Genomic DNA, 15982 nt, shown 5'->3' with positions numbered 1-15982 from the left:
GCGGCGCAGCTGAGCCTTTTGTAATCCGCCCCGACTGCGCGCGACCGTGCGCTAGGGGAGCTTTCCATGAGACTAAGCCGCCTGCGGGGTGTCAGCCTCGCCGCCCTCGCCGTGCTCGCCCTCGGGGCCTGCGCCACCACGGGGAGCGAGACCCCCGCCGCCGACGGCTCGTCCAGCGCAGAGGCCCGCAAGCCGCTGGCCCCGGGCCTCGACTTCGCCAACAATCCCGACCCCTTCCCCTCGACCTACCGCGGCCTGCCGCGCCAGAACCTGGCCATCGTCGGCGGCACGGTCTTCGACGGCGCCGGCCGCAAGTTCGAGAACGGCGTGGTGATCGTCACCGACGGCCGCGTCGCCGCGGTTGGCGACGCCTCCACCGCGGTCCCGTCCGGCCACCAGGTCGTCGACGCGCGCGGCCGCTTCGTCACCCCGGGCATCATCGACGTCCACTCCCATCTCGGCGTCTATCCGTCGCCGGGCGTGCAGGGCATGAGCGACGGCAACGAGGCCACCAGCCCGAACACCGCCCAGGTCTGGGCCGAGCACAGCCTCTGGCCGCAGGACCCCGGCTTCAACACCGCCCGCGCCGGCGGCGTGACCACCCTCCAGATCCTGCCGGGCTCGGCCAATCTGTTCGGCGGCCGCGGCGTCACCGTCCGCAACGTGCCCTCGGTGACCATGCAGGGCATGAAGATGCCCGGCGCGCCCTACGGCCTGAAGATGGCCTGCGGCGAGAACCCGTCGCGCGTCTATGGCGGCCGCAATCAGAGCCCCGCCACCGGCATGGGCAACATGGCCGGCTATCGCGCCGCCTTCATCGCCGCGCGCGAGTACAAGGCGAAGTGGGACAAGTGGCGCGAGGACGGCGAGGGCTCGCCCCCGACCCGCAACCTCCAGCTCGAGACCCTGGCCGGAGTCCTGGACGGCACCGTCCTGATCCAGAACCACTGCTACCGGGCCGACGAGATGGCCATGATGATCGATCTGTCGAAGGAGTTCGGCTACAAGATCACCGCCTTCCACCACGCCATCGAGGCCTACAAGCTGGCCCCGCAACTGGCCCGCGAAGGCATCTGCGCCGACATGTGGACCGGCTGGTGGGGCTTCAAGATGGAGGCCCTGGACGCGGTCGAGGCCAACGCCGCGCTCGTCGACGCCCAGCCCAACTCCTGCGCCGTCATCCACTCCGATGACGCCGAACTGACCCAGCGCCTCAACCAGGAAGCCGCCGCCGGCCTCGCCGCCGGCCGCCGCATCGGCATGAACATCCCGGAAGAGCGGGCCATGAGCTGGATCACGCTCAATCCGGCCCGGTCGCTCGGCATCGCCGACCAGACCGGCTCGCTGGAGGCCGGCAAGCGCGCCGACGTGGTGATCTGGAGCGCCAATCCGTTCTCGGTCTACGCCCGCGCCGACCAGGTGTTCATCGACGGCGGCCTCGCCTTCGACCGCATGAACCCGGCCTACCAGCCGGTCTCCGACTTCGAACTCGGCCAGCCGGGCTTCGGCCTGTCGGCCGCCACCGTGCCGCAGGGAGCCCGCTGATGCGCCTCAGGACCCTCATCCTCGCGGCCGTCTCGGCGGCCGCCCTCGCCAGCCCCGCCCTCGCCCAGGAGCTGACCGCCATCACCGGCGGCCGCGTCCTGACCGGCACGTCGGTGATCGAGAACGGCACGGTCGTCATCCAGAACGGCCGGGTCGTCTCGGTCGGGACCGGCGCCGCCCCCTCGGGCGCCCGCGTCATCGACGCCCGCGGCAAGGTCGTCTCGCCCGGCTTCGTGGCGGTCGATTCCGGCCTCGGCGGTTCGGAGATCTCGTCGGTCAACGGCTCGGACGACCTGTCGAACGGCGCCAACTCGATCAGCGCCTCCTTCGACGTCTCCTACGGCCTGGACCCCTGGTCCTTCACCCTGCCGGTGGCCCGCCTGGGCGGCATCACCCGCGCGGTGGTGGTGCCCAGCCACGCCGGCGGCGGGGGCGGCGGCCACGCCCATGACGACTCCAATTTCGCGGGCATCGAGGACGGCCTGCAGGCGCCCAGCCTGTTCGCCGGCCAGGCCGCCATCATCCATCTGGCGGCGGGGACCGACATCCTGGTCAAGCCGCGCGTGGCCATGGTCGCGCCCTTCGGCGAGGCCGGGGCCAGCATCTCCGGCGGCTCGCGCGGGGCCCAGTTCACCCAGTTCAAGGAAACCCTGGCCGAGGTCCGCCTCTACGCCCGCAACAAGGCCGCCTATGATCGCGCCGGCCTGCGCGATCTCAGCCTGTCGCGCGCCGATCTCGAGGCCCTGATCCCCGTCGCCAACGGGACCATGCCGCTGATCGTCACCGTGCGCCGCGCCTCGGACATCCAGCAGGTGCTGCGTCTGGCCCGCGAGGAAGGGGTCAAGATCATCCTCGACGGGGCCGAGGAAGGCTGGCTGGTCGCCGACCAGATCGCCGCCGCCGACGTGCCGGTGCTGCTCAACCCGATCTCCAACCTGCCGGGCAATCTCGAGACCCGCGCGGCCCGCATGGAGAACGCCGCCGCGCTCGACGCCGCCGGGGTGACCATCGCCATCAAGGGCAACGAAGGCTCGATCCACCGCGCCCGCGAGACCCGCTACAACGCCGGCAACGCCGTCTCGCACGGCCTGCCCTACGCATCGGCGATCGAGGCGATCACGGTCAATCCGGCGAAGATCTTCGGCATGGCCGGCCAGTTCGGGGAGCTGCGCCCCGGCGCCGCCGCCGACGTCGTGGTCTGGACAGGCGACCCGCTGGAGCCCCTGTCGATCGCCGAGACCATCTTCATCGGCGGCCAGGAACAGGCCCCGACCAGCCGCCAGTTCCTGCTGCGCGACCGCTACCGCAACGGCGGCGAAGGCGCGATGCCGCCCGCGTACAGCCGGTAAGGAGGTTCTAGGTTCTGGGGGCTAGGTGCTAGGGAAGGATGCTTCGGCAGTCCATTCTCCTTCCCTAGCCCCTAGAACCTAACCCCTAGAACCTTCGATGCTTCCTCGCCTCTTCATCGACGCCGACGCCTGCCCGGTGAAGGACGAGGTCTACCGCGTGGCCGAGCGCTACGGCCTGCACGTGTTCGTGGTCTCCAACGGCTGGATCAACACCCGCCGCGACCCGTGGATCGAGCAGATCGTCGTCGACGCCGGCCCCGACATCGCCGACGACTGGATCGCCGAGCGGGCGGGCAAGGGCGACATCGTCATCACCCAGGACATCCCCCTGGCCGACCGCTGCCTGCAGAACGGGGCCCAGGCGCTCAAGTCGAACGGCACGCCCTTCACCGCTGACTCCATCGGCTCGGCCCTGGCCGGCCGCATGGTCGGCGAGCACCTGCGCTCGATGGGCGTGGCGACCTCCGGCCCGCCGCCGTTCGGCCCCAAGGACCGCTCCAACTTCCTGCAGGCCCTGGACCGGGCGGTGGTGATGGCGAAGCGGGCGGTCCAATGACCGTCATCCCCGACGACGAACTCGAGTTCCGCTTCTTCCGCTCCGGCGGGCCGGGCGGGCAGAACGTCAACAAGGTCTCGACCAGCGTCCAGCTGCGCTTCGACGCCCTGAACTCGCCCTCCCTGACCGATCCGGTGCGCGAGCGGCTGCTCAAACTGGCCGGCAGTCGGGCGACCCTGGCGGGCGAGATCCTGATCACCGCCGTGCGCTTCCGCACCCAGGAGCGCAACCGCGCCGACGCCGTCGAGCGGCTGCAGGCGCTCGTCGCGGAGGCCTCGATCAAGCCGGTCTACCGCGTGCCGACCCGGCCCACCCGGGCCTCCAAGGAGCGGCGGCTGGAGGGCAAGGCCAAGCGCAGTACGGTCAAGAGCGGCCGGGGCAAACCCCGCATCGACTGACCGGCCTCGAGGGACTAGGGCCGGCCGCCCTGGCTGCGTTGCTGCAGGGTGGTCTTGGGCAGGGCGGCGAGGGTCAGCTTGCCGTCGTGGTCCGTGTCCAGGGCGCGGAACCAGCGCTCGGTGGCCTGGGCCCATTCCTCGCTGGAGATGCGCTGGTCGACGTTGACGTCGGCCGCCTTGACCGGCTGGGGCAGGCCGAAGAAGCCCGCCTCGGCCACGACCCCGTAGTTGCCCGGGATCGCCTTCGCCGGCCGCGCACGCTGGCGCGGTCCCGGACGGGGGCCGCCGCCGAACCCGTGCAGGCTGACCTCATAGGCGGTCAGTTCGCTCTGCGTCAGCCGCCCGTCGCGCTCGGCGTCCAAACGGTCGAACCAGCGCCGGCCATCGGCGCTGAACTCCTCGAAGGTGATCGCGCCGTCCAGGTCGGCGTCGGCGCCCAGGAACCAGTCGGCGACGGGCCACGCATCTTCCGGCTTGCCCACGAACAGCTCGCCGAAGGGACTGACGAACAGCGGCGGCGCGGGCGGGGCGGGCGGACCGTGCGACGGGCCGCCGGCGCAAGCCGCTAGGCCGGCGGCGACGAGGGCCAGGGCGGCGAGAGAGATCGACGGCCGCGCCCGGCCGGCTCGGGGACTGCGCATGGGGCCTCCCGGCGCGCGGGCTATTGGGCCGGGCGGAACAGCAGGGCGGCGATCTTGCCGTCTTCGTTGAAGCCGATCATCCATTCCGTCGCCCCGTTGGCGAAGGTGACGGCGTATTGGTCGGCTGTGCCGCGGCTGCCCATGAAGCGGACCTCCTCGATGGCGCCGAAGCCCTGCACGATCGGAGTCACCGACGACTCCTGCTGGCGCACCTGGCCGGCCAGGTCGTCGCTCATCACGGCATAGTCGATCTGACCCGCCTGGGCCCCGCGGATGAAGGCGCGCAGGGCGCCCTCGGAGTTGACGCTGACACGGTTGGGGGACAGCGCCTCGGTCTCGCCGGCGGCGGGCCGCGCGGGGGCGCGGGCGGCCGGGGCGGCGGCCGGGCGAGCCGGCTGGGTCGCCGGGCGGTCGAAGGTGTTGGGGACGGATCCGGCGGCGACCTGGGCGTTGGCGACGACAGGGATCGCCAGCAGGACGGCGGCGAGCAGAAGCGGCTTCATGGTTCGTCTCCGGGAGGGAGTCAGACGATGGCGGGCCAAAGCGACATAACAAGGGCGGCCGCCGCGGCGACGGTTGCGGCCGTGACACAGACGATCATCCACGTCGGCGCCCGGCTCTCGCGGATGATAACGGTTTGGGCCTGCGGCGGGTTCTGCGCCAATTTCGACAGGGCGCGCAGGGTGGTGCGCAGCTCGTCGATCGCGTCTCGGATCTGCGCCTGCGGCCCCAGCTCACGCCGGATCCAGCGCTCGACGACCGGCTGGGCCGCGGCCCACAGGTCGTGATCGGGATTCAGGCGCCGGGCCACGCCCTCGACCGAGACCATGGTCTTCTGCAGCAGGATCAGCTCGGGCCGCAGGTGCATGTCGAACAGGTCGGTGATCTCGAACAGCTGGCCCAGCAGCCGGCCCATCGACACCTGCGACGCCTGTTTGCCGATCACCGGCTCGCCGACCGCGCGCAGGGCCTGGGCGAAGGCCTCGACCGAATGCTCAGGCGGCACATAGCCGGCCTCGAAATGCACCCGGGCGATGCGCTCGTAGTCGCGGCTGATGAAGCCCCACAGGATCTCGGCCAGGTAGCGCCGCTCGGCCGGGCCCAGGCGCCCAACGATGCCGAAGTCGATCGCGGTCAGCTCCGCCGGGGCGTGGCAGAACAGGTTGCCCTCGTGCAGGTCGGCGTGGAAGGCGCCGTGGTCCAGCGCCTGGCTCAGGAAGGAGCGCACGACGTTGTCGGCCAGGGTGTTGACGTCCAGGCCCGGCTGCTCGATCGCGCGCGGGTCGGTCAGCGGCAGGCCGGGGGCCCACTCCAGGGTCAGCACCCGCTTGCCGACGCCGTCCCAGATCACCGCCGGGGCGGTCATGTGGCCGCCCAGCTCGCCCGCCTGCTTGCCCATGATTTCGCCCAGCTCGGAGGCGGCGGCGGCCTCCAGCCGCATGTCCAGCTCCAGGGTCAGGGCGCGGGCGATGGTCTCGACGAAGGCCGAAGGCTCCAGTCGCCGCGCCAGGGGCACGAAGCGCACCGCCATCCGGGCGGCCAGGCGCATGGCGTCCAGGCCCTGGGCGACGCGGCGCTCGACGCCGGGGCGCAGCACCTTGACCGCCACCTTGCGGCCGTCGGCGAGCCAGGCCGGATGCGCCTGCGCCAGCGAGGCGGCGGCGACCGGCTCGCCGAAGTCGCGGAACAGCACCTCGACCGGACGGCCCAGCGAGCGCTCGACCTCCTTGCGCGCCTGTTCGATCGGGAAGGGCGGCAGGGCGTCCTTCAGCCGGCCCAGGTCGCGCGCGAACTGGACGCCGAAGATGTCGGCCCGCGTGGCCAGCACCTGACCCAGCTTGATGGCCACGGGTCCCAGGTGCTCGAAGGCCTTGCCGAGCCGCTCGCCCGGTCGACCCTCTCGCCCCTCGCGGCCGGCGAACAGGTGCAGGAAATGCGCGATCCAGCGCACCCAGACGGGCAGGAGCGGGGTCACCTCCCGCGGCGCCAGGGCGTCGTGGCGGACCAGCACCCAGGCCCAGCCGATCAGCCGCCACCAGGCGCTGACCGGATGGCGGACGGGCACGGTCGCCGGGGGCGGCGGCGGGGTCGCGGGGTTGATGCGCGTGGTCAGATCGCCCACCCGTGATGGATGGCCGCCACGCCGCCGGACAGGTTGGTGACGCTGACGCGGCTGAACCCGGCCGTCTCGATCATGGCCTTGAAGGTCTGCTGGTCGGGGAAGCGGCGGATGCTCTCGACCAGGTACTGATAGCTGTCCTTGTCGCCGGCCACCCAGCCGCCGATGCGCGGGATGGCGTGGAAGGACCAGGCGTCATAGGCGGCGCGGATCGCCCCGGCCGTCGGGCGCGAGAACTCCAGGCACAGGAAGCGGCCGCCGGGCTTCAGCACGCGGCGGGCCTCGGCCAGGGCGGCCGGCACGTCGGCCACGTTGCGGATGCCGAAGCTGATCGAATAGGCGTCGACCGAGGCGTCGGGCAGGGGCAGGGCCATGGCGTCGCCGACGGTCCAGCTCATCTCCGGCTCGCCGCCCTTGGCCACCCCCGCCAGGATCATCTCGGCGTTGTAGTCGAGCACGATCACCGAGGCGTCGGCCCCGCCGAGCCGCAGCTGCGCCGCTCGCGCCATCTTCGAATAGCGTCGCGCCATGTCGCCGGTGCCGCCGGCCACGTCGAGGATGGTCTCGCCCGGCCGCGGGTTCAGCTTGGCCGCCGCCGCATCCTTCCAGAGCCGGTGCACGCCCGCGCTCATCAGGTCGTTCATCAGGTCGTAGTTCGACGCCACGCTGTCGAACACGCCGCGCACCATGCGGACCTTCTCCTTCGCGTCGACATCGCGAAAGCCGAAGGGCGAGGTCTTCCCGGAAGAGGCGCTGGCGTCGGTCATGACTGCGGTCTAGCGGGTCGCGGGCCTTCCGTCATCCGTCCGCGTGGACGCAGGTTCGGCGGATCATCGCGGCTTGTTCGGCCGCGGCACGCCGAGATCCTTCATAACCCCGCGCATCAGGCCATAGCACTGGCACGAGGCGCCCTCGAGCGCCTTGCGGTCCAGCACCTCGACCCAGCCGCGGCCGCGCCGGATCAGGCCGCGGTCCTCAAGCTCCGAGCCGACCTCCGACACGGTGGCCCGGCGCACGCCCAGCATGCCGGCGATGTCGGCCTGGGTCAGGACGAAGCGGTCGTCATCGGCGCGGTCGTGAATGGTCAGCAGCCAGCGCGCCAGCCGCTCGTCGAGCCGATGCTGGGCGTTGCAGGCGGCCGCCTGCTGCACCTGGGCGAACAGGCTCTCGGTGAATTTGGCCAGGGCCGTGCGCATGCCCTCGCTATCGGCCAGGGCGTCGGCGAACACATCGGACGGGCAGCAGGCCGAGACGCCCTCGACCTGGGCGATGGCCCGGCTGGCGGCGCGGGCGTTCAGCGGCCCGCAGGTCACCCCGACCAGGCCCTCGCGTCCGATGGCGGCCGTCTCGATCATCCGGTCGTCGTCGACGATGGTCATCAGCGAGACCACGCCGCTCATCGGGAACCACACCTCCGACACGGCCTCGCCGGCGTCGTAGAGCATCTGACCTTGGGCGAACGGGCGCTCGGTCAGATGGGGTTCGATACGCTGTCGGTCGGCAGGGTCGAGCGCGGCGATCCAGAGATTGTCCATCACCCTTCTCCGGTCGTTTGAAATGACGACGGTCGGTAACGCTCACGCTTTCAGCCTGTTCCGGCCTTGAGGTCCGATCCCGGCCCTATCCCCGGTCTTGTGAGCGGGCCGCCTGCGGGATACGGCAGAGGGCAGGCCGCGCGCCCGAGAGCGCGGCGCAGACGAGGAGCGCGACCATGGCGGAGAAGCTGGATGTGGCGGAGGTCCTGGGCGGCCTCCCGGCCTGGAGCGAACATCCCGGCGACCGGCCGGCGATCGCCCGCACCGTCAAGTTCAAGGACTTCAACGCGGCCTTCGGTTTCATGACCCGCGTGGCCCTCTACGCCGACAAGGTCGACCACCATCCGGAGTGGTTCAACGTCTACAATCGGGTCGAGATCGTCCTGACCACCCACGACGCCGGCGGCGTCACCGAACGCGACGCCGGCATGGCCCGCTTCATCGACGAGGCGGCCGCGGCCATGGGGGTGAAGCCGTGAGCGCCAAGGCCTCGGGACGCGTCGCGGGTAAGAAAGCCCTGATCACCGGCGCCGCCGGCGGGCTGGGCCAGGCCATGGCCTGGATGATGGCCCGCGAGGGGGCCAAGGTCGCGGTCACCGACATGAACCGGGCCGGCGCCCAGGCCCTGGCCGACGCCATCAACGCCGAGATCCCCGGCGCGGCCTTCGCCTGGGCCCACGACGTCACCGACGAGGCCGAGTGGATCGCCGTCATCGACCAGGCCGTGGCGGCCATGGGCGGGCTGTCGATCCTGGTCAACAACGCCGGCATCGGCGGCGAGCTGGTCTGGTCCGAGCAGGACACGCTGGAGAACTGGCGCAAGGTCCAGGCCGTGAACCTCGAGTCGATCATGCTCGGCTGCAAGCACGCCATGCCCCACCTGCGCGCCTCGGGCGCCGCCTCGATCGTCAACATCAGCTCGGTCGCCGGCCTCGCCGCCGCCCCGGGCATGGGCGCCTACAACGCCACCAAGGCCGCCGTCTGGATGTACTCCAAGACCATCGCCCTGGAGGCCGCCAAGGCCGGCTGGAACGTCCGCTCCAACTCGGTCCACCCGGTCTTCATCAAGACCCCGATCCTCGACCCCTTCATCGCCATGGCCGGCGGAAACGAGGACGTCGCCCACGAAAAGCTCGCCCGCGGCATCCCGCTCAAGCGCATCGGCGAGCCGGACGACGTGGCCTACTGCGTCCTGTACCTGGCCTCGGACGAGAGCAAATTCGTCACCGGCGCCGAGTTCAAGATCGACGGGGGCATGCTGGCGCAGTGAGGGGGCGGGGCGCTCGGCGGCCTAGCCGGCCACCTCGAGCCCCAGCTCCCTGAGGATCGCCACGCGCACGCGCTGGGCTTCCGGGCTGGAGAGCTTGCGGGGATGCGGCAGGTCCACCTCGAACGTCGTCTGGATGACGGTCGGTCGAGCGGACAGCACCATGATGCGGTCGGCCAGGTAGATCGCCTCCTCCACATCGTGGGTGATCAAGATCACGGTGTGCCGCTCCTCATCGAGGATGCGGCGCAACTCGGTCTGCATTCTCAGGCTCATCAGCGCGTCGAGCGCCGAGAACGGCTCGTCCATGTAGAGAATTTCCGGCTTCACCACGAGCGCGCGGGCGATCTCGACGCGCTTGAGCATCCCGCCCGAGAGTTCGTGCGGATAGGAATCCTCGAACCCCTTCAGGCCGACCATGTCGATGTAGCGGTCCGCCAGCGCCTCCTTGTCGGCGTGGCGCGTCCCGCTGAGGCCGAACATCAGGTTCTCATGAACCGTCAGCCACGGGAACACCGAGCCCTGCTGCGAGATCATGATCCCGTTCGGGCTCGGTCCGATGCGCTCGACGCCGTTGATCCTGATCGCGCCGGCGTCCGGCCGCTCGAATCCCGCGATAATGTTGAGCAGGGTCGACTTGCCGCATCCGGAGGGGCCGACGATCGCGACGAACTCGCCGTCGCTCACGTCGAAACTCACCCCGCCGACGACGGGGAGCGTCCCGAACTTCTTGCTGATGCCTTCGACGGCGATCTTCTTATCGGACATAGCGCCACTGCACCGTCTTCATACGCTCCAGCAGCCGTGTGCCGCCGTCGAGCAACAGGCCCATCAGGCCGATGATGATCATGCTGGCGATCACCAGGTCATAGCGATTGCCGGCGTTGCGGGAGTCCATGATGAGGAACCCCAGGCCGGAGCTCAGGGCGACCATCTCCGCGGCGACGACGACCAGCCAGGCGACGCCGATGCCGATGCGCATGCCGATGATGATCTCCGGCATCACCGCCGGGATCACCACCTGCTGGAACAGCACCGCGCGCGACACGCCGAAATTCGCGGCCGCACGCAGGTAGCGGCGGTCGATCGTGCGCACCCCGACCGTCGTCTGCACGATCATCGGGAAGACCGACGAGATGAAAATCAGAAAGATCGGCGAGATGTCGCCCACGCCGAACCACAGGATGGCGATGGGAATCCAGGCGATGGGCGAGATCGGCCGGAGCATCTGGAACAGCGGGTTGAGCGTGTAGTAGGCGCCCGACACCCAGCCCATCAGCAGGCCCAGAGGGATCGCGACGAGGAAGGCGAGCCCGAAGCCTATGGCGACGCGGAACAGCGACGCTTCGATGTGCCGCCACAGGCTGCCGTCCTGCGCCAGCCCCCACGCCCCCGTCGCCACCTGGAGCGGAGTCGGGAAGATCGGCGTGCCGCTCTGCTCGACGACGAACCACCAGACGGCGACCAGCAGCGCGATGACGCACACGGGCGCCACGAACCTCACGAATTTGCTGTCGATCTCTTTCATCGCTCCCCCGAACTTTCGCCCCGCCTGAACCTGGTCGACCTCATGCGGCCCGCGTCAGTCGGCTCCATCGCCAGCGCAGCCGCTCCCATCCGGGCGCCGGCGCGGGACTGACGATGACGTTGAGTTGACCGTTCGCATGGGCGGTGCATTCGAACGAATAGGTGGAAGCGACCGAGAAAGGCAGGCTGAATTTCTGCCCCGGCATGATCAGCGCCGGCCCGAAGATGTGCGGCGCCGTGTCGGCGTTCCTGAGCACCAGGATGTCGTTCACGTCGAGCTTGAGCCGGATCGTCTGCGGCAGGATCGCCAGGTCCTCCCCGGCCATGCGCCGCGCGAAGGCGCCGGCGGGAATTTCGAATTCCGCCTCGCGCGAGGCCACCTTGATGGGCGCGAAGGCCGCCCAGGCCAGCGCGCCTGCGACCAGCACCGCCAGTGCGATCGCCGCGCCCCGCCATCCACGGCTCATCTGTCCCGGCGTCAGCATGGCCTAGGCTTTCAACAGAAGTCTGATGTCGTGGGCGAAGTCGTCGGCGTCATGACCGAAGGGCATCATCCCCCTCAACCGCCCGGCCGGGTCGATGAGGAATATCGAGGAGGTGTGGGCCATGGCGTAGTCCGGACCGTCGCCCTGCCGGGCGGCGCTGACGCCGTACAGTTCGCGCACCTTGGCCAGCTCTTCCTCCGAGCCGGTCGCGCCCACCAGCCCCGTCCCGAAGGTCGAAAGATAGCCCTGCAGATGGGCCGGATCGTCTCGCGCCGGGTCTACCGTGATGAAGACGATCTGCACGGAGTCCGCGTCCTCGCCCAGGCTCTCGCGCGCCTCGCTCAGGGTGGCCAGCGTCGTCGGGCAGACGGCGGCGCAATAGGTGAAGCCGAAGGTCATCAGGACGACCTTGCCGCGGTAGCGCGACAGCGTCAGGTCGCCGCCGTTGGAGCCGCGCAGGACGAAGTCCGGGGCCGCCTTCGGCGGATCGAAGGCGCCCGCCCGCAGCGTCCCCGCCGCCTCGGCCTTCGCCTGACCCGGCGCCGGCGCCGCGGACCGGTCGGATCCCAGCAGCATCCCTCCCACGACCACGGCGACCGCCGCCAAAAGGACGGCTGCGATCATCACGATACGGGGGCGCGAAGAGGTCATCAGAGAAGAATCGGCGCCGGCCGCGCCACGCGCGCGAAGCTGCTGTCGACGTACTTCTCGTACGCCACCGGCCGGCGCAGGGTGCCCGCCTCGACGGACATCTGCATCATGTCCTCGAACTCCTGCGGCACCATGCGCAGGTCGCCATAGGTCACCCGGTCGGACGGGTTGGTCATGACGAAGCGCAGGATGTTCGGGTCCTGGTTGAAGTACTCGGGCGTCGCGGCGATCTGAATCGCCCGCTCCCGATGCTCCGGGCGCTGGTCCAGCCACAGCCCGGCCCCCAGCACATGGTCCACCAGGGTCTGCACCAGCGGCCGGTTCGACGCGATCAGCTCCTCGCGCACGGTCAGGACGCAGCACATGTACCGGGGCCACTCGTCGCGCGTCATGCTCAGCGGCCGGGCGTAGCCCGCGCTCTGCGCCGCCGCCCCGAAGGGCTCGCCGGTGCAGTAGGCGTCCACGCCGTTCACATACAGCGCCGCGGGCATGTCGGCGGGGGCCATCTCGACGACCTCGACCTGATCGACGGTCATGCCCTCGCTCGCCAGCATGCGGCGCAGGAAGAGGAAGTCGACCGCGAAGCGGCTCGGGATGGCGACGCGCTTGCCGGTCAGGTCGCGGAAGCTGCGATAGGGCGAGTCCGTGCGGACCATGATCACCGCGCCCGAGCGGTGGCCGATCGAGACGATCTTCACCGGCACGTCCTTGTCGGCCAGGTCCATGACCAGGGGCGCGAGCATATAGGCCGCCTGGATGCTCCCGGACATCAGGGATTCCTTGACCTCGGGCCAGCCCGTGTAGCGGCTGTAGCCGAAGGTCAGCGGCTCATCGCCCTTCACCGCGTTCTGGGCCGCGGCCGCGCAGGCGACGGGCAGGGTCAGGTTGCAGGTCACCGCCAGCCCGCCGACCGTCACCGGCGGAGCCTCGACACGCGAGGCCGCGATCCGCCGCTGCACCCCCGATCCGATGGCCAGGGCCCCCACGCCCAAGGCCCCCGCCAGCATCATGCGGCGGTTGAGCTTTTTGCGCCGGCGTTTGGCGCTCGCAGATTCAGAAGGAGCCCCGCTCTCCATCTCTCCGGCTCGTCATATGAGGGATTGCGAACATAATACGGGTACGGCGCGCCAAGCCAATGGCGCCTTGCACGCTATCGCCGTTTCAGTCTTCAAAGGAAGGCGAAATGGCGCAGCTTGGATCAGGTGTTGTTACGCCATGGCCGAAGCCGCGCCGCTCGCTGGAGGAAGGATTATGATGCGAACCCTGGCCCTGGCCCTGTTCACCCTGGTTTCCGTCGCCGCCTGTTCGCAGCCTGCCTCCGTCGAGGTGAAGGACGTCTGGACCCGCGCGACGATCGGCGAGGCCAAACAGGCCGCCGTCTTCATGACCCTCACCTCGCCGGCCGGGGACCGTCTCGTCCGCGCCTCGACCACGGTGGCCGAGCGCACCGACCTGATGACGATGGAGACCAAGGACGGCCAGATGTCGATGTCCTACGTCGACGGCATCGACGTCCCGGCCAACCAGACGGTCAGCCTCGATCCCAGCGGCCTCCATGTCTGGCTCGCGGGCGTTGAACGGCCGCTGACCGCAGGCGAGACCTTCCCGCTGGAACTCACCTTCGAGAAGGCCGGCGACGTCCGGGTCGAGGTCCATGTCGTGGCGCCGACCGCCTCGCCGCCCCACGCCTCGATGGGCATGTAGCCCCGGCGCCGGCGCCGTCCAAGGCGAGCATGCCTTCTCGCCAACCCTTTGATCGCAAACGCCCCGGCCACCCGCCCAGCGTCCTGAACCCGCGACCCTCGCAGGCCGTGCGAGACTCGCCGCCCCACCGCCCCCCGTTGCGCTACGGGGGGCAGGATTCAGACTATTCAGACGATTCAGACTCTGTTTTTCGGGCGCCGCCGGCCGGCTCCCAACCGTCACCCTCGGGCTTGACCCGAGGGCCAGACTGTCCGTCGCAGGGTGGTTGAGCGCTCGCACTGTCGGCGACGCAGGGCCGCCCGACCCCAGCCCTCGGGTCAAGCCCGAGGGTGACGGCCGAGAAGGCGGCGCCGTCCGGATTTCAGACTATTCAGACTATTCAGACTCTATTTTTCGCGAAGGATCACACCAGCCACCAGCCACCAGCCACCAGCCACCAGCCACCAGCCACCAGCCACTCAGCCGCCGCCGGCCCCTCGCCCCCGGCCCCCGGTCCCTACTCGACCAGGTCCGCCGGCAGGATCTGGCTCGACAGCAGGGTCTCCATGCCCTGCCAGTGGTCCGGGCCCTGGCGTTCCACCCAGGCCTGCACCACGTCGCGGCCGAGGCCGTAGTTGATGATGTAGCTGCGGTAGGTGTCGATGAAGCGCAGGCGCTGGGTCGCCTTGTCCCGCGGGGCGAGGGTGTACTTCATCAGCTGCTCGATGGCCTGGTCGCGGGTCGTGCGGCCGGCCAGGTAGTCGTCGGCGATGGTGTATTCGGCGCGGGCCAGCTTGCGGGTCAGGGCGGCCAGCTGGGCCTTCTTGTCGGCCGTAGAGGGGTCCAGGCCGGCCATGGGGAACAGGACGTCGCGCTCGAAGCGGGTGCCCTCGTCGCCCGGGAAGGCCAGGTCGATGCCGTAGTTGGCGCTGCCCTCGGCCACGAAGCTCATGGGCGAGAACAGCGGGTAGACGCTCATCTCGACCCAGCCGCGGTCGCGCACGAAGGTCTTCTCGAGCAGGGCGTTGTAGACGTGGTGGCCCGGGTAGCCCTCGTGGCAGCCCAGGTCGATCGCGCGCTCGGTGTAGATCGGGAAGTCGGCGTTGATCTCGATCTTCGACTGGGCGTTGCCTTGGTAATAATTATACCCGGACCACGGCTTGTCGCCGACGAAGGCGAGGGTGAAATTCTCGTTGGCGGGCAAGGCGATATGCCGGGCGGTGCGGGTGCGGCACTCGGCGATGGCGGCGTCCATGACCGGCTGCAGGCGGTCCTTGGGGATGACGTAATGCGACTTGAACGCGGTCATCCGATCGCTCAGCGAGCCGGGGCCCGGCAGGGCGGCGTCGATCTCGGCGAGGATGGGGTCGTAGGACGCCAGCGGCTTGAGTTCGGGGCGGATGCCGAACAGGGCGTAGGCTTCGTCGGCGAAGCTCATCTTCTCGCCGGACAGCATGCGCAGGCGGGCGTCGGCGGCCGAGACGTGGGCCAGTAGATAGGCCTTGCGCTGGGCGGTCATCGGGTCGGCGCCGGTGATCGAGACGGCGTTCAGGCGACGGGTCAGCGAGGCGGCGCCCTCCTTCAGCTGCTCCAAGGTGCGCGGATTGGCCTTGGCCGCATCAGCCCACTCGGTCGGGCCGTAGTAGGCGTCGACATACCCCGGCTCGCGCTCGCCGATCTCCAGGATCAGGGCGACATAGTCCCGGGCGATGGTGTCCAGGGAGTCCTCCACGACGACCGGTGGGCGCAGGGCCATGACCGGCGGCGGCGGGGCGGCGGCGCAGGCGCCCATAAGGCACAGCGTCAGGCCGATCAGTAACGTGCGCATTCGGAGACCTCCCATCGTCGAAGCGGGCGCACGCTAGAACAGGAGGCCCCGGGCAGGAACCTTACAAATCGTCCAGAATGGCCGCGGGGGGCGCGAAGGCGCATTCGGGATTGAGGGCGGGCCGGTCCTGCTGTAAGGCCCTTCGTCCGGCGTTTCCGCCGCCAGACGCACCCGTAGCTCAGCTGGATAGAGTACTGCCCTCCGAAGGCAGGGGTCAGAGGTTCGAATCCTCTCGGGTGCGCCATCTCCTTCCCGTCGTGACCTGTCCGCCCTTGCGGATCGCCTGTGGGCGAACAAAATAGCAACTGGACGTCGCCGGACCCCTGCGCCAGAGTGGGCGGCGATCGATCTGAGTCGATGGTCCGGGGCCTGTCCCGGAGCGCGAATCCGGGGCCCGA

18 protein-coding genes and 1 tRNA gene are annotated in these 15982 nt (G+C 69.9%); 8 read left to right on the top strand and 11 right to left on the bottom strand.

Going from position 1 to position 15982, the window contains the following annotated elements:
* Window positions 1–66 precede the first annotated feature (66 nt).
* The 4 genes from ASC65_RS11815 to arfB all read left to right on the top strand — a co-directional run bounded on the left by ASC65_RS11815 (window position 67) and on the right by arfB (window position 3848).
* Complete coding sequence (locus tag ASC65_RS11815) at window positions 67–1545, top strand: amidohydrolase (RefSeq protein WP_056453312.1); 1479 nt, start codon at window positions 67–69, stop codon at window positions 1543–1545.
* Window positions 1545–2894, top strand: coding sequence for an amidohydrolase family protein (locus ASC65_RS11810; RefSeq protein ID WP_056453309.1), 1350 nt, complete (start codon window positions 1545–1547; stop codon window positions 2892–2894). The genes ASC65_RS11815 and ASC65_RS11810 overlap by 1 nt, the downstream gene beginning before the upstream one ends.
* Before the next feature lie 97 nt (window positions 2895–2991).
* Window positions 2992–3450 (top strand): YaiI/YqxD family protein, encoded by a 459-nt coding sequence (locus tag ASC65_RS11805; protein ID WP_056453306.1) that lies wholly within the window; start codon window positions 2992–2994, stop codon window positions 3448–3450.
* Window positions 3447–3848, top strand: coding sequence for an alternative ribosome rescue aminoacyl-tRNA hydrolase ArfB (gene arfB, locus ASC65_RS11800; protein ID WP_056453303.1), 402 nt, complete (start codon window positions 3447–3449; stop codon window positions 3846–3848). Before ASC65_RS11805 ends, arfB begins: the two co-directional genes overlap by 4 nt.
* 14 nt (window positions 3849–3862) lie before the next feature.
* Here the strand turns inward: arfB and ASC65_RS11795 are convergent, their stop codons facing one another.
* From ASC65_RS11795 to ASC65_RS11775, 5 genes are all read right to left on the bottom strand, one after another.
* Window positions 3863–4489, bottom strand: coding sequence for an EF-hand domain-containing protein (locus ASC65_RS11795; RefSeq protein WP_056453300.1), 627 nt, complete (start codon window positions 4487–4489; stop codon window positions 3863–3865).
* A gap of 20 nt (window positions 4490–4509) precedes the next feature.
* Window positions 4510–4992: a hypothetical protein gene (locus ASC65_RS11790; protein WP_056453297.1), complete on the bottom strand. Its 483-nt coding sequence runs from the start codon at window positions 4990–4992 to the stop codon at window positions 4510–4512.
* 20 nt (window positions 4993–5012) lie between these two features.
* Window positions 5013–6611 (bottom strand): 2-polyprenylphenol 6-hydroxylase, encoded by a 1599-nt coding sequence (ubiB, locus tag ASC65_RS11785; protein WP_056453294.1) that lies wholly within the window; start codon window positions 6609–6611, stop codon window positions 5013–5015.
* Window positions 6599–7375: a class I SAM-dependent methyltransferase gene (locus ASC65_RS11780; RefSeq protein WP_056453292.1), complete on the bottom strand. Its 777-nt coding sequence runs from the start codon at window positions 7373–7375 to the stop codon at window positions 6599–6601. The genes ubiB and ASC65_RS11780 overlap by 13 nt, the downstream gene beginning before the upstream one ends.
* Window positions 7376–7438: 63 nt before the next feature.
* Window positions 7439–8143, bottom strand: a complete 705-nt coding sequence (locus tag ASC65_RS11775) for a Crp/Fnr family transcriptional regulator (RefSeq protein WP_056453288.1) — start codon at window positions 8141–8143, stop codon at window positions 7439–7441.
* A 176-nt stretch (window positions 8144–8319) separates the two neighbouring features.
* Here ASC65_RS11775 and ASC65_RS11770 point away from each other — a divergent pair, with 176 nt between their 5' ends.
* Entirely contained in the window at window positions 8320–8622 is a 303-nt protein-coding gene (locus tag ASC65_RS11770; RefSeq protein ID WP_056453283.1) for a 4a-hydroxytetrahydrobiopterin dehydratase, read from the top strand.
* Window positions 8619–9413, top strand: coding sequence for an SDR family oxidoreductase (locus tag ASC65_RS11765; protein WP_056453280.1), 795 nt, complete (start codon window positions 8619–8621; stop codon window positions 9411–9413). The genes ASC65_RS11770 and ASC65_RS11765 overlap by 4 nt, the downstream gene beginning before the upstream one ends.
* Window positions 9414–9434: 21 nt before the next feature.
* Here the strand turns inward: ASC65_RS11765 and ASC65_RS11760 are convergent, their stop codons facing one another.
* Genes ASC65_RS11760 through ASC65_RS11740 form a run of 5 tightly spaced genes read right to left on the bottom strand, consistent with a single transcriptional unit; the run spans window position 9435 to window position 13083 of the window.
* Window positions 9435–10178: an ABC transporter ATP-binding protein gene (locus ASC65_RS11760; RefSeq protein WP_056453277.1), complete on the bottom strand. Its 744-nt coding sequence runs from the start codon at window positions 10176–10178 to the stop codon at window positions 9435–9437.
* The gene (locus ASC65_RS11755) at window positions 10168–10938 is read right to left on the bottom strand and encodes an ABC transporter permease (RefSeq protein ID WP_056453276.1); all 771 of its coding nucleotides are present in this window, start codon (window positions 10936–10938) and stop codon (window positions 10168–10170) included. Before ASC65_RS11755 ends, ASC65_RS11760 begins: the two co-directional genes overlap by 11 nt.
* 40 nt (window positions 10939–10978) lie before the next feature.
* Window positions 10979–11422 carry a cupredoxin domain-containing protein gene (locus ASC65_RS11750; RefSeq protein ID WP_200939832.1) on the bottom strand — a complete coding sequence of 148 codons (444 nt, stop codon included), beginning with the start codon at window positions 11420–11422 and terminating at the stop codon, window positions 10979–10981.
* Between the two features lie 3 nt (window positions 11423–11425).
* A complete protein-coding gene (locus ASC65_RS11745) occupies window positions 11426–12046 on the bottom strand; it encodes an SCO family protein (RefSeq protein WP_056453274.1) in 621 nt (206 codons plus the stop codon).
* Window positions 12047–12072: 26 nt separating this feature from the next.
* Window positions 12073–13083, bottom strand: a complete 1011-nt coding sequence (locus tag ASC65_RS11740) for an ABC transporter substrate-binding protein (protein ID WP_156459646.1) — start codon at window positions 13081–13083, stop codon at window positions 12073–12075.
* A 241-nt stretch (window positions 13084–13324) separates the two neighbouring features.
* Here ASC65_RS11740 and ASC65_RS17370 point away from each other — a divergent pair, with 241 nt between their 5' ends.
* Window positions 13325–13777 carry a copper chaperone PCu(A)C gene (locus ASC65_RS17370; protein WP_056453270.1) on the top strand — a complete coding sequence of 151 codons (453 nt, stop codon included), beginning with the start codon at window positions 13325–13327 and terminating at the stop codon, window positions 13775–13777.
* A gap of 496 nt (window positions 13778–14273) precedes the next feature.
* On the opposite strand, the gene ASC65_RS11730 is transcribed toward ASC65_RS17370, so the two are convergent.
* Entirely contained in the window at window positions 14274–15584 is a 1311-nt protein-coding gene (locus ASC65_RS11730; RefSeq protein WP_056453268.1) for a hypothetical protein, read from the bottom strand.
* A gap of 167 nt (window positions 15585–15751) precedes the next feature.
* On the opposite strand from ASC65_RS11730, the gene ASC65_RS11725 reads away from it, so the two are divergent.
* Window positions 15752–15828, top strand: a tRNA-Arg gene (locus ASC65_RS11725).
* The last annotated feature ends 154 nt before the right edge of the window (window positions 15829–15982 follow it).

Origin of the sequence: Brevundimonas sp. Root1279 (assembly GCF_001425945.1) — a bacterium.
Classification (GTDB): domain Bacteria; phylum Pseudomonadota; class Alphaproteobacteria; order Caulobacterales; family Caulobacteraceae; genus Brevundimonas.
This window is presented reverse-complemented; position numbering and strand designations above follow the sequence as displayed.

What these genes read in the sequence shown, in the direction of transcription:
- ASC65_RS11815 (WP_056453312.1), top strand. Translation starts at nt 67, where the DNA reads ATGAGACTAAGCCGCCTGCGGGGTGTCAGCCTCGCCGCCCTCGCCGTG.
- ASC65_RS11810 (WP_056453309.1), top strand. Translation starts at nt 1,545, where the DNA reads ATGCGCCTCAGGACCCTCATCCTCGCGGCCGTCTCGGCGGCCGCCCTC.
- ASC65_RS11805 (WP_056453306.1), top strand. Translation starts at nt 2,992, where the DNA reads ATGCTTCCTCGCCTCTTCATCGACGCCGACGCCTGCCCGGTGAAGGAC.
- arfB (WP_056453303.1), top strand. Translation starts at nt 3,447, where the DNA reads ATGACCGTCATCCCCGACGACGAACTCGAGTTCCGCTTCTTCCGCTCC.
- ASC65_RS11795 (WP_056453300.1), bottom strand. Translation starts at nt 4,489, where the DNA reads ATGCGCAGTCCCCGAGCCGGCCGGGCGCGGCCGTCGATCTCTCTCGCC.
- ASC65_RS11790 (WP_056453297.1), bottom strand. Translation starts at nt 4,992, where the DNA reads ATGAAGCCGCTTCTGCTCGCCGCCGTCCTGCTGGCGATCCCTGTCGTC.
- ASC65_RS11780 (WP_056453292.1), bottom strand. Translation starts at nt 7,375, where the DNA reads ATGACCGACGCCAGCGCCTCTTCCGGGAAGACCTCGCCCTTCGGCTTT.
- ASC65_RS11775 (WP_056453288.1), bottom strand. Translation starts at nt 8,143, where the DNA reads ATGGACAATCTCTGGATCGCCGCGCTCGACCCTGCCGACCGACAGCGT.
- ASC65_RS11770 (WP_056453283.1), top strand. Translation starts at nt 8,320, where the DNA reads ATGGCGGAGAAGCTGGATGTGGCGGAGGTCCTGGGCGGCCTCCCGGCC.
- ASC65_RS11760 (WP_056453277.1), bottom strand. Translation starts at nt 10,178, where the DNA reads ATGTCCGATAAGAAGATCGCCGTCGAAGGCATCAGCAAGAAGTTCGGG.
- ASC65_RS11755 (WP_056453276.1), bottom strand. Translation starts at nt 10,938, where the DNA reads ATGAAAGAGATCGACAGCAAATTCGTGAGGTTCGTGGCGCCCGTGTGC.
- ASC65_RS11750 (WP_200939832.1), bottom strand. Translation starts at nt 11,422, where the DNA reads ATGCTGACGCCGGGACAGATGAGCCGTGGATGGCGGGGCGCGGCGATC.
- ASC65_RS11745 (WP_056453274.1), bottom strand. Translation starts at nt 12,046, where the DNA reads ATGATCGCAGCCGTCCTTTTGGCGGCGGTCGCCGTGGTCGTGGGAGGG.
- ASC65_RS11740 (WP_156459646.1), bottom strand. Translation starts at nt 13,083, where the DNA reads ATGATGCTGGCGGGGGCCTTGGGCGTGGGGGCCCTGGCCATCGGATCG.
- ASC65_RS17370 (WP_056453270.1), top strand. Translation starts at nt 13,325, where the DNA reads ATGATGCGAACCCTGGCCCTGGCCCTGTTCACCCTGGTTTCCGTCGCC.
- ASC65_RS11730 (WP_056453268.1), bottom strand. Translation starts at nt 15,584, where the DNA reads ATGCGCACGTTACTGATCGGCCTGACGCTGTGCCTTATGGGCGCCTGC.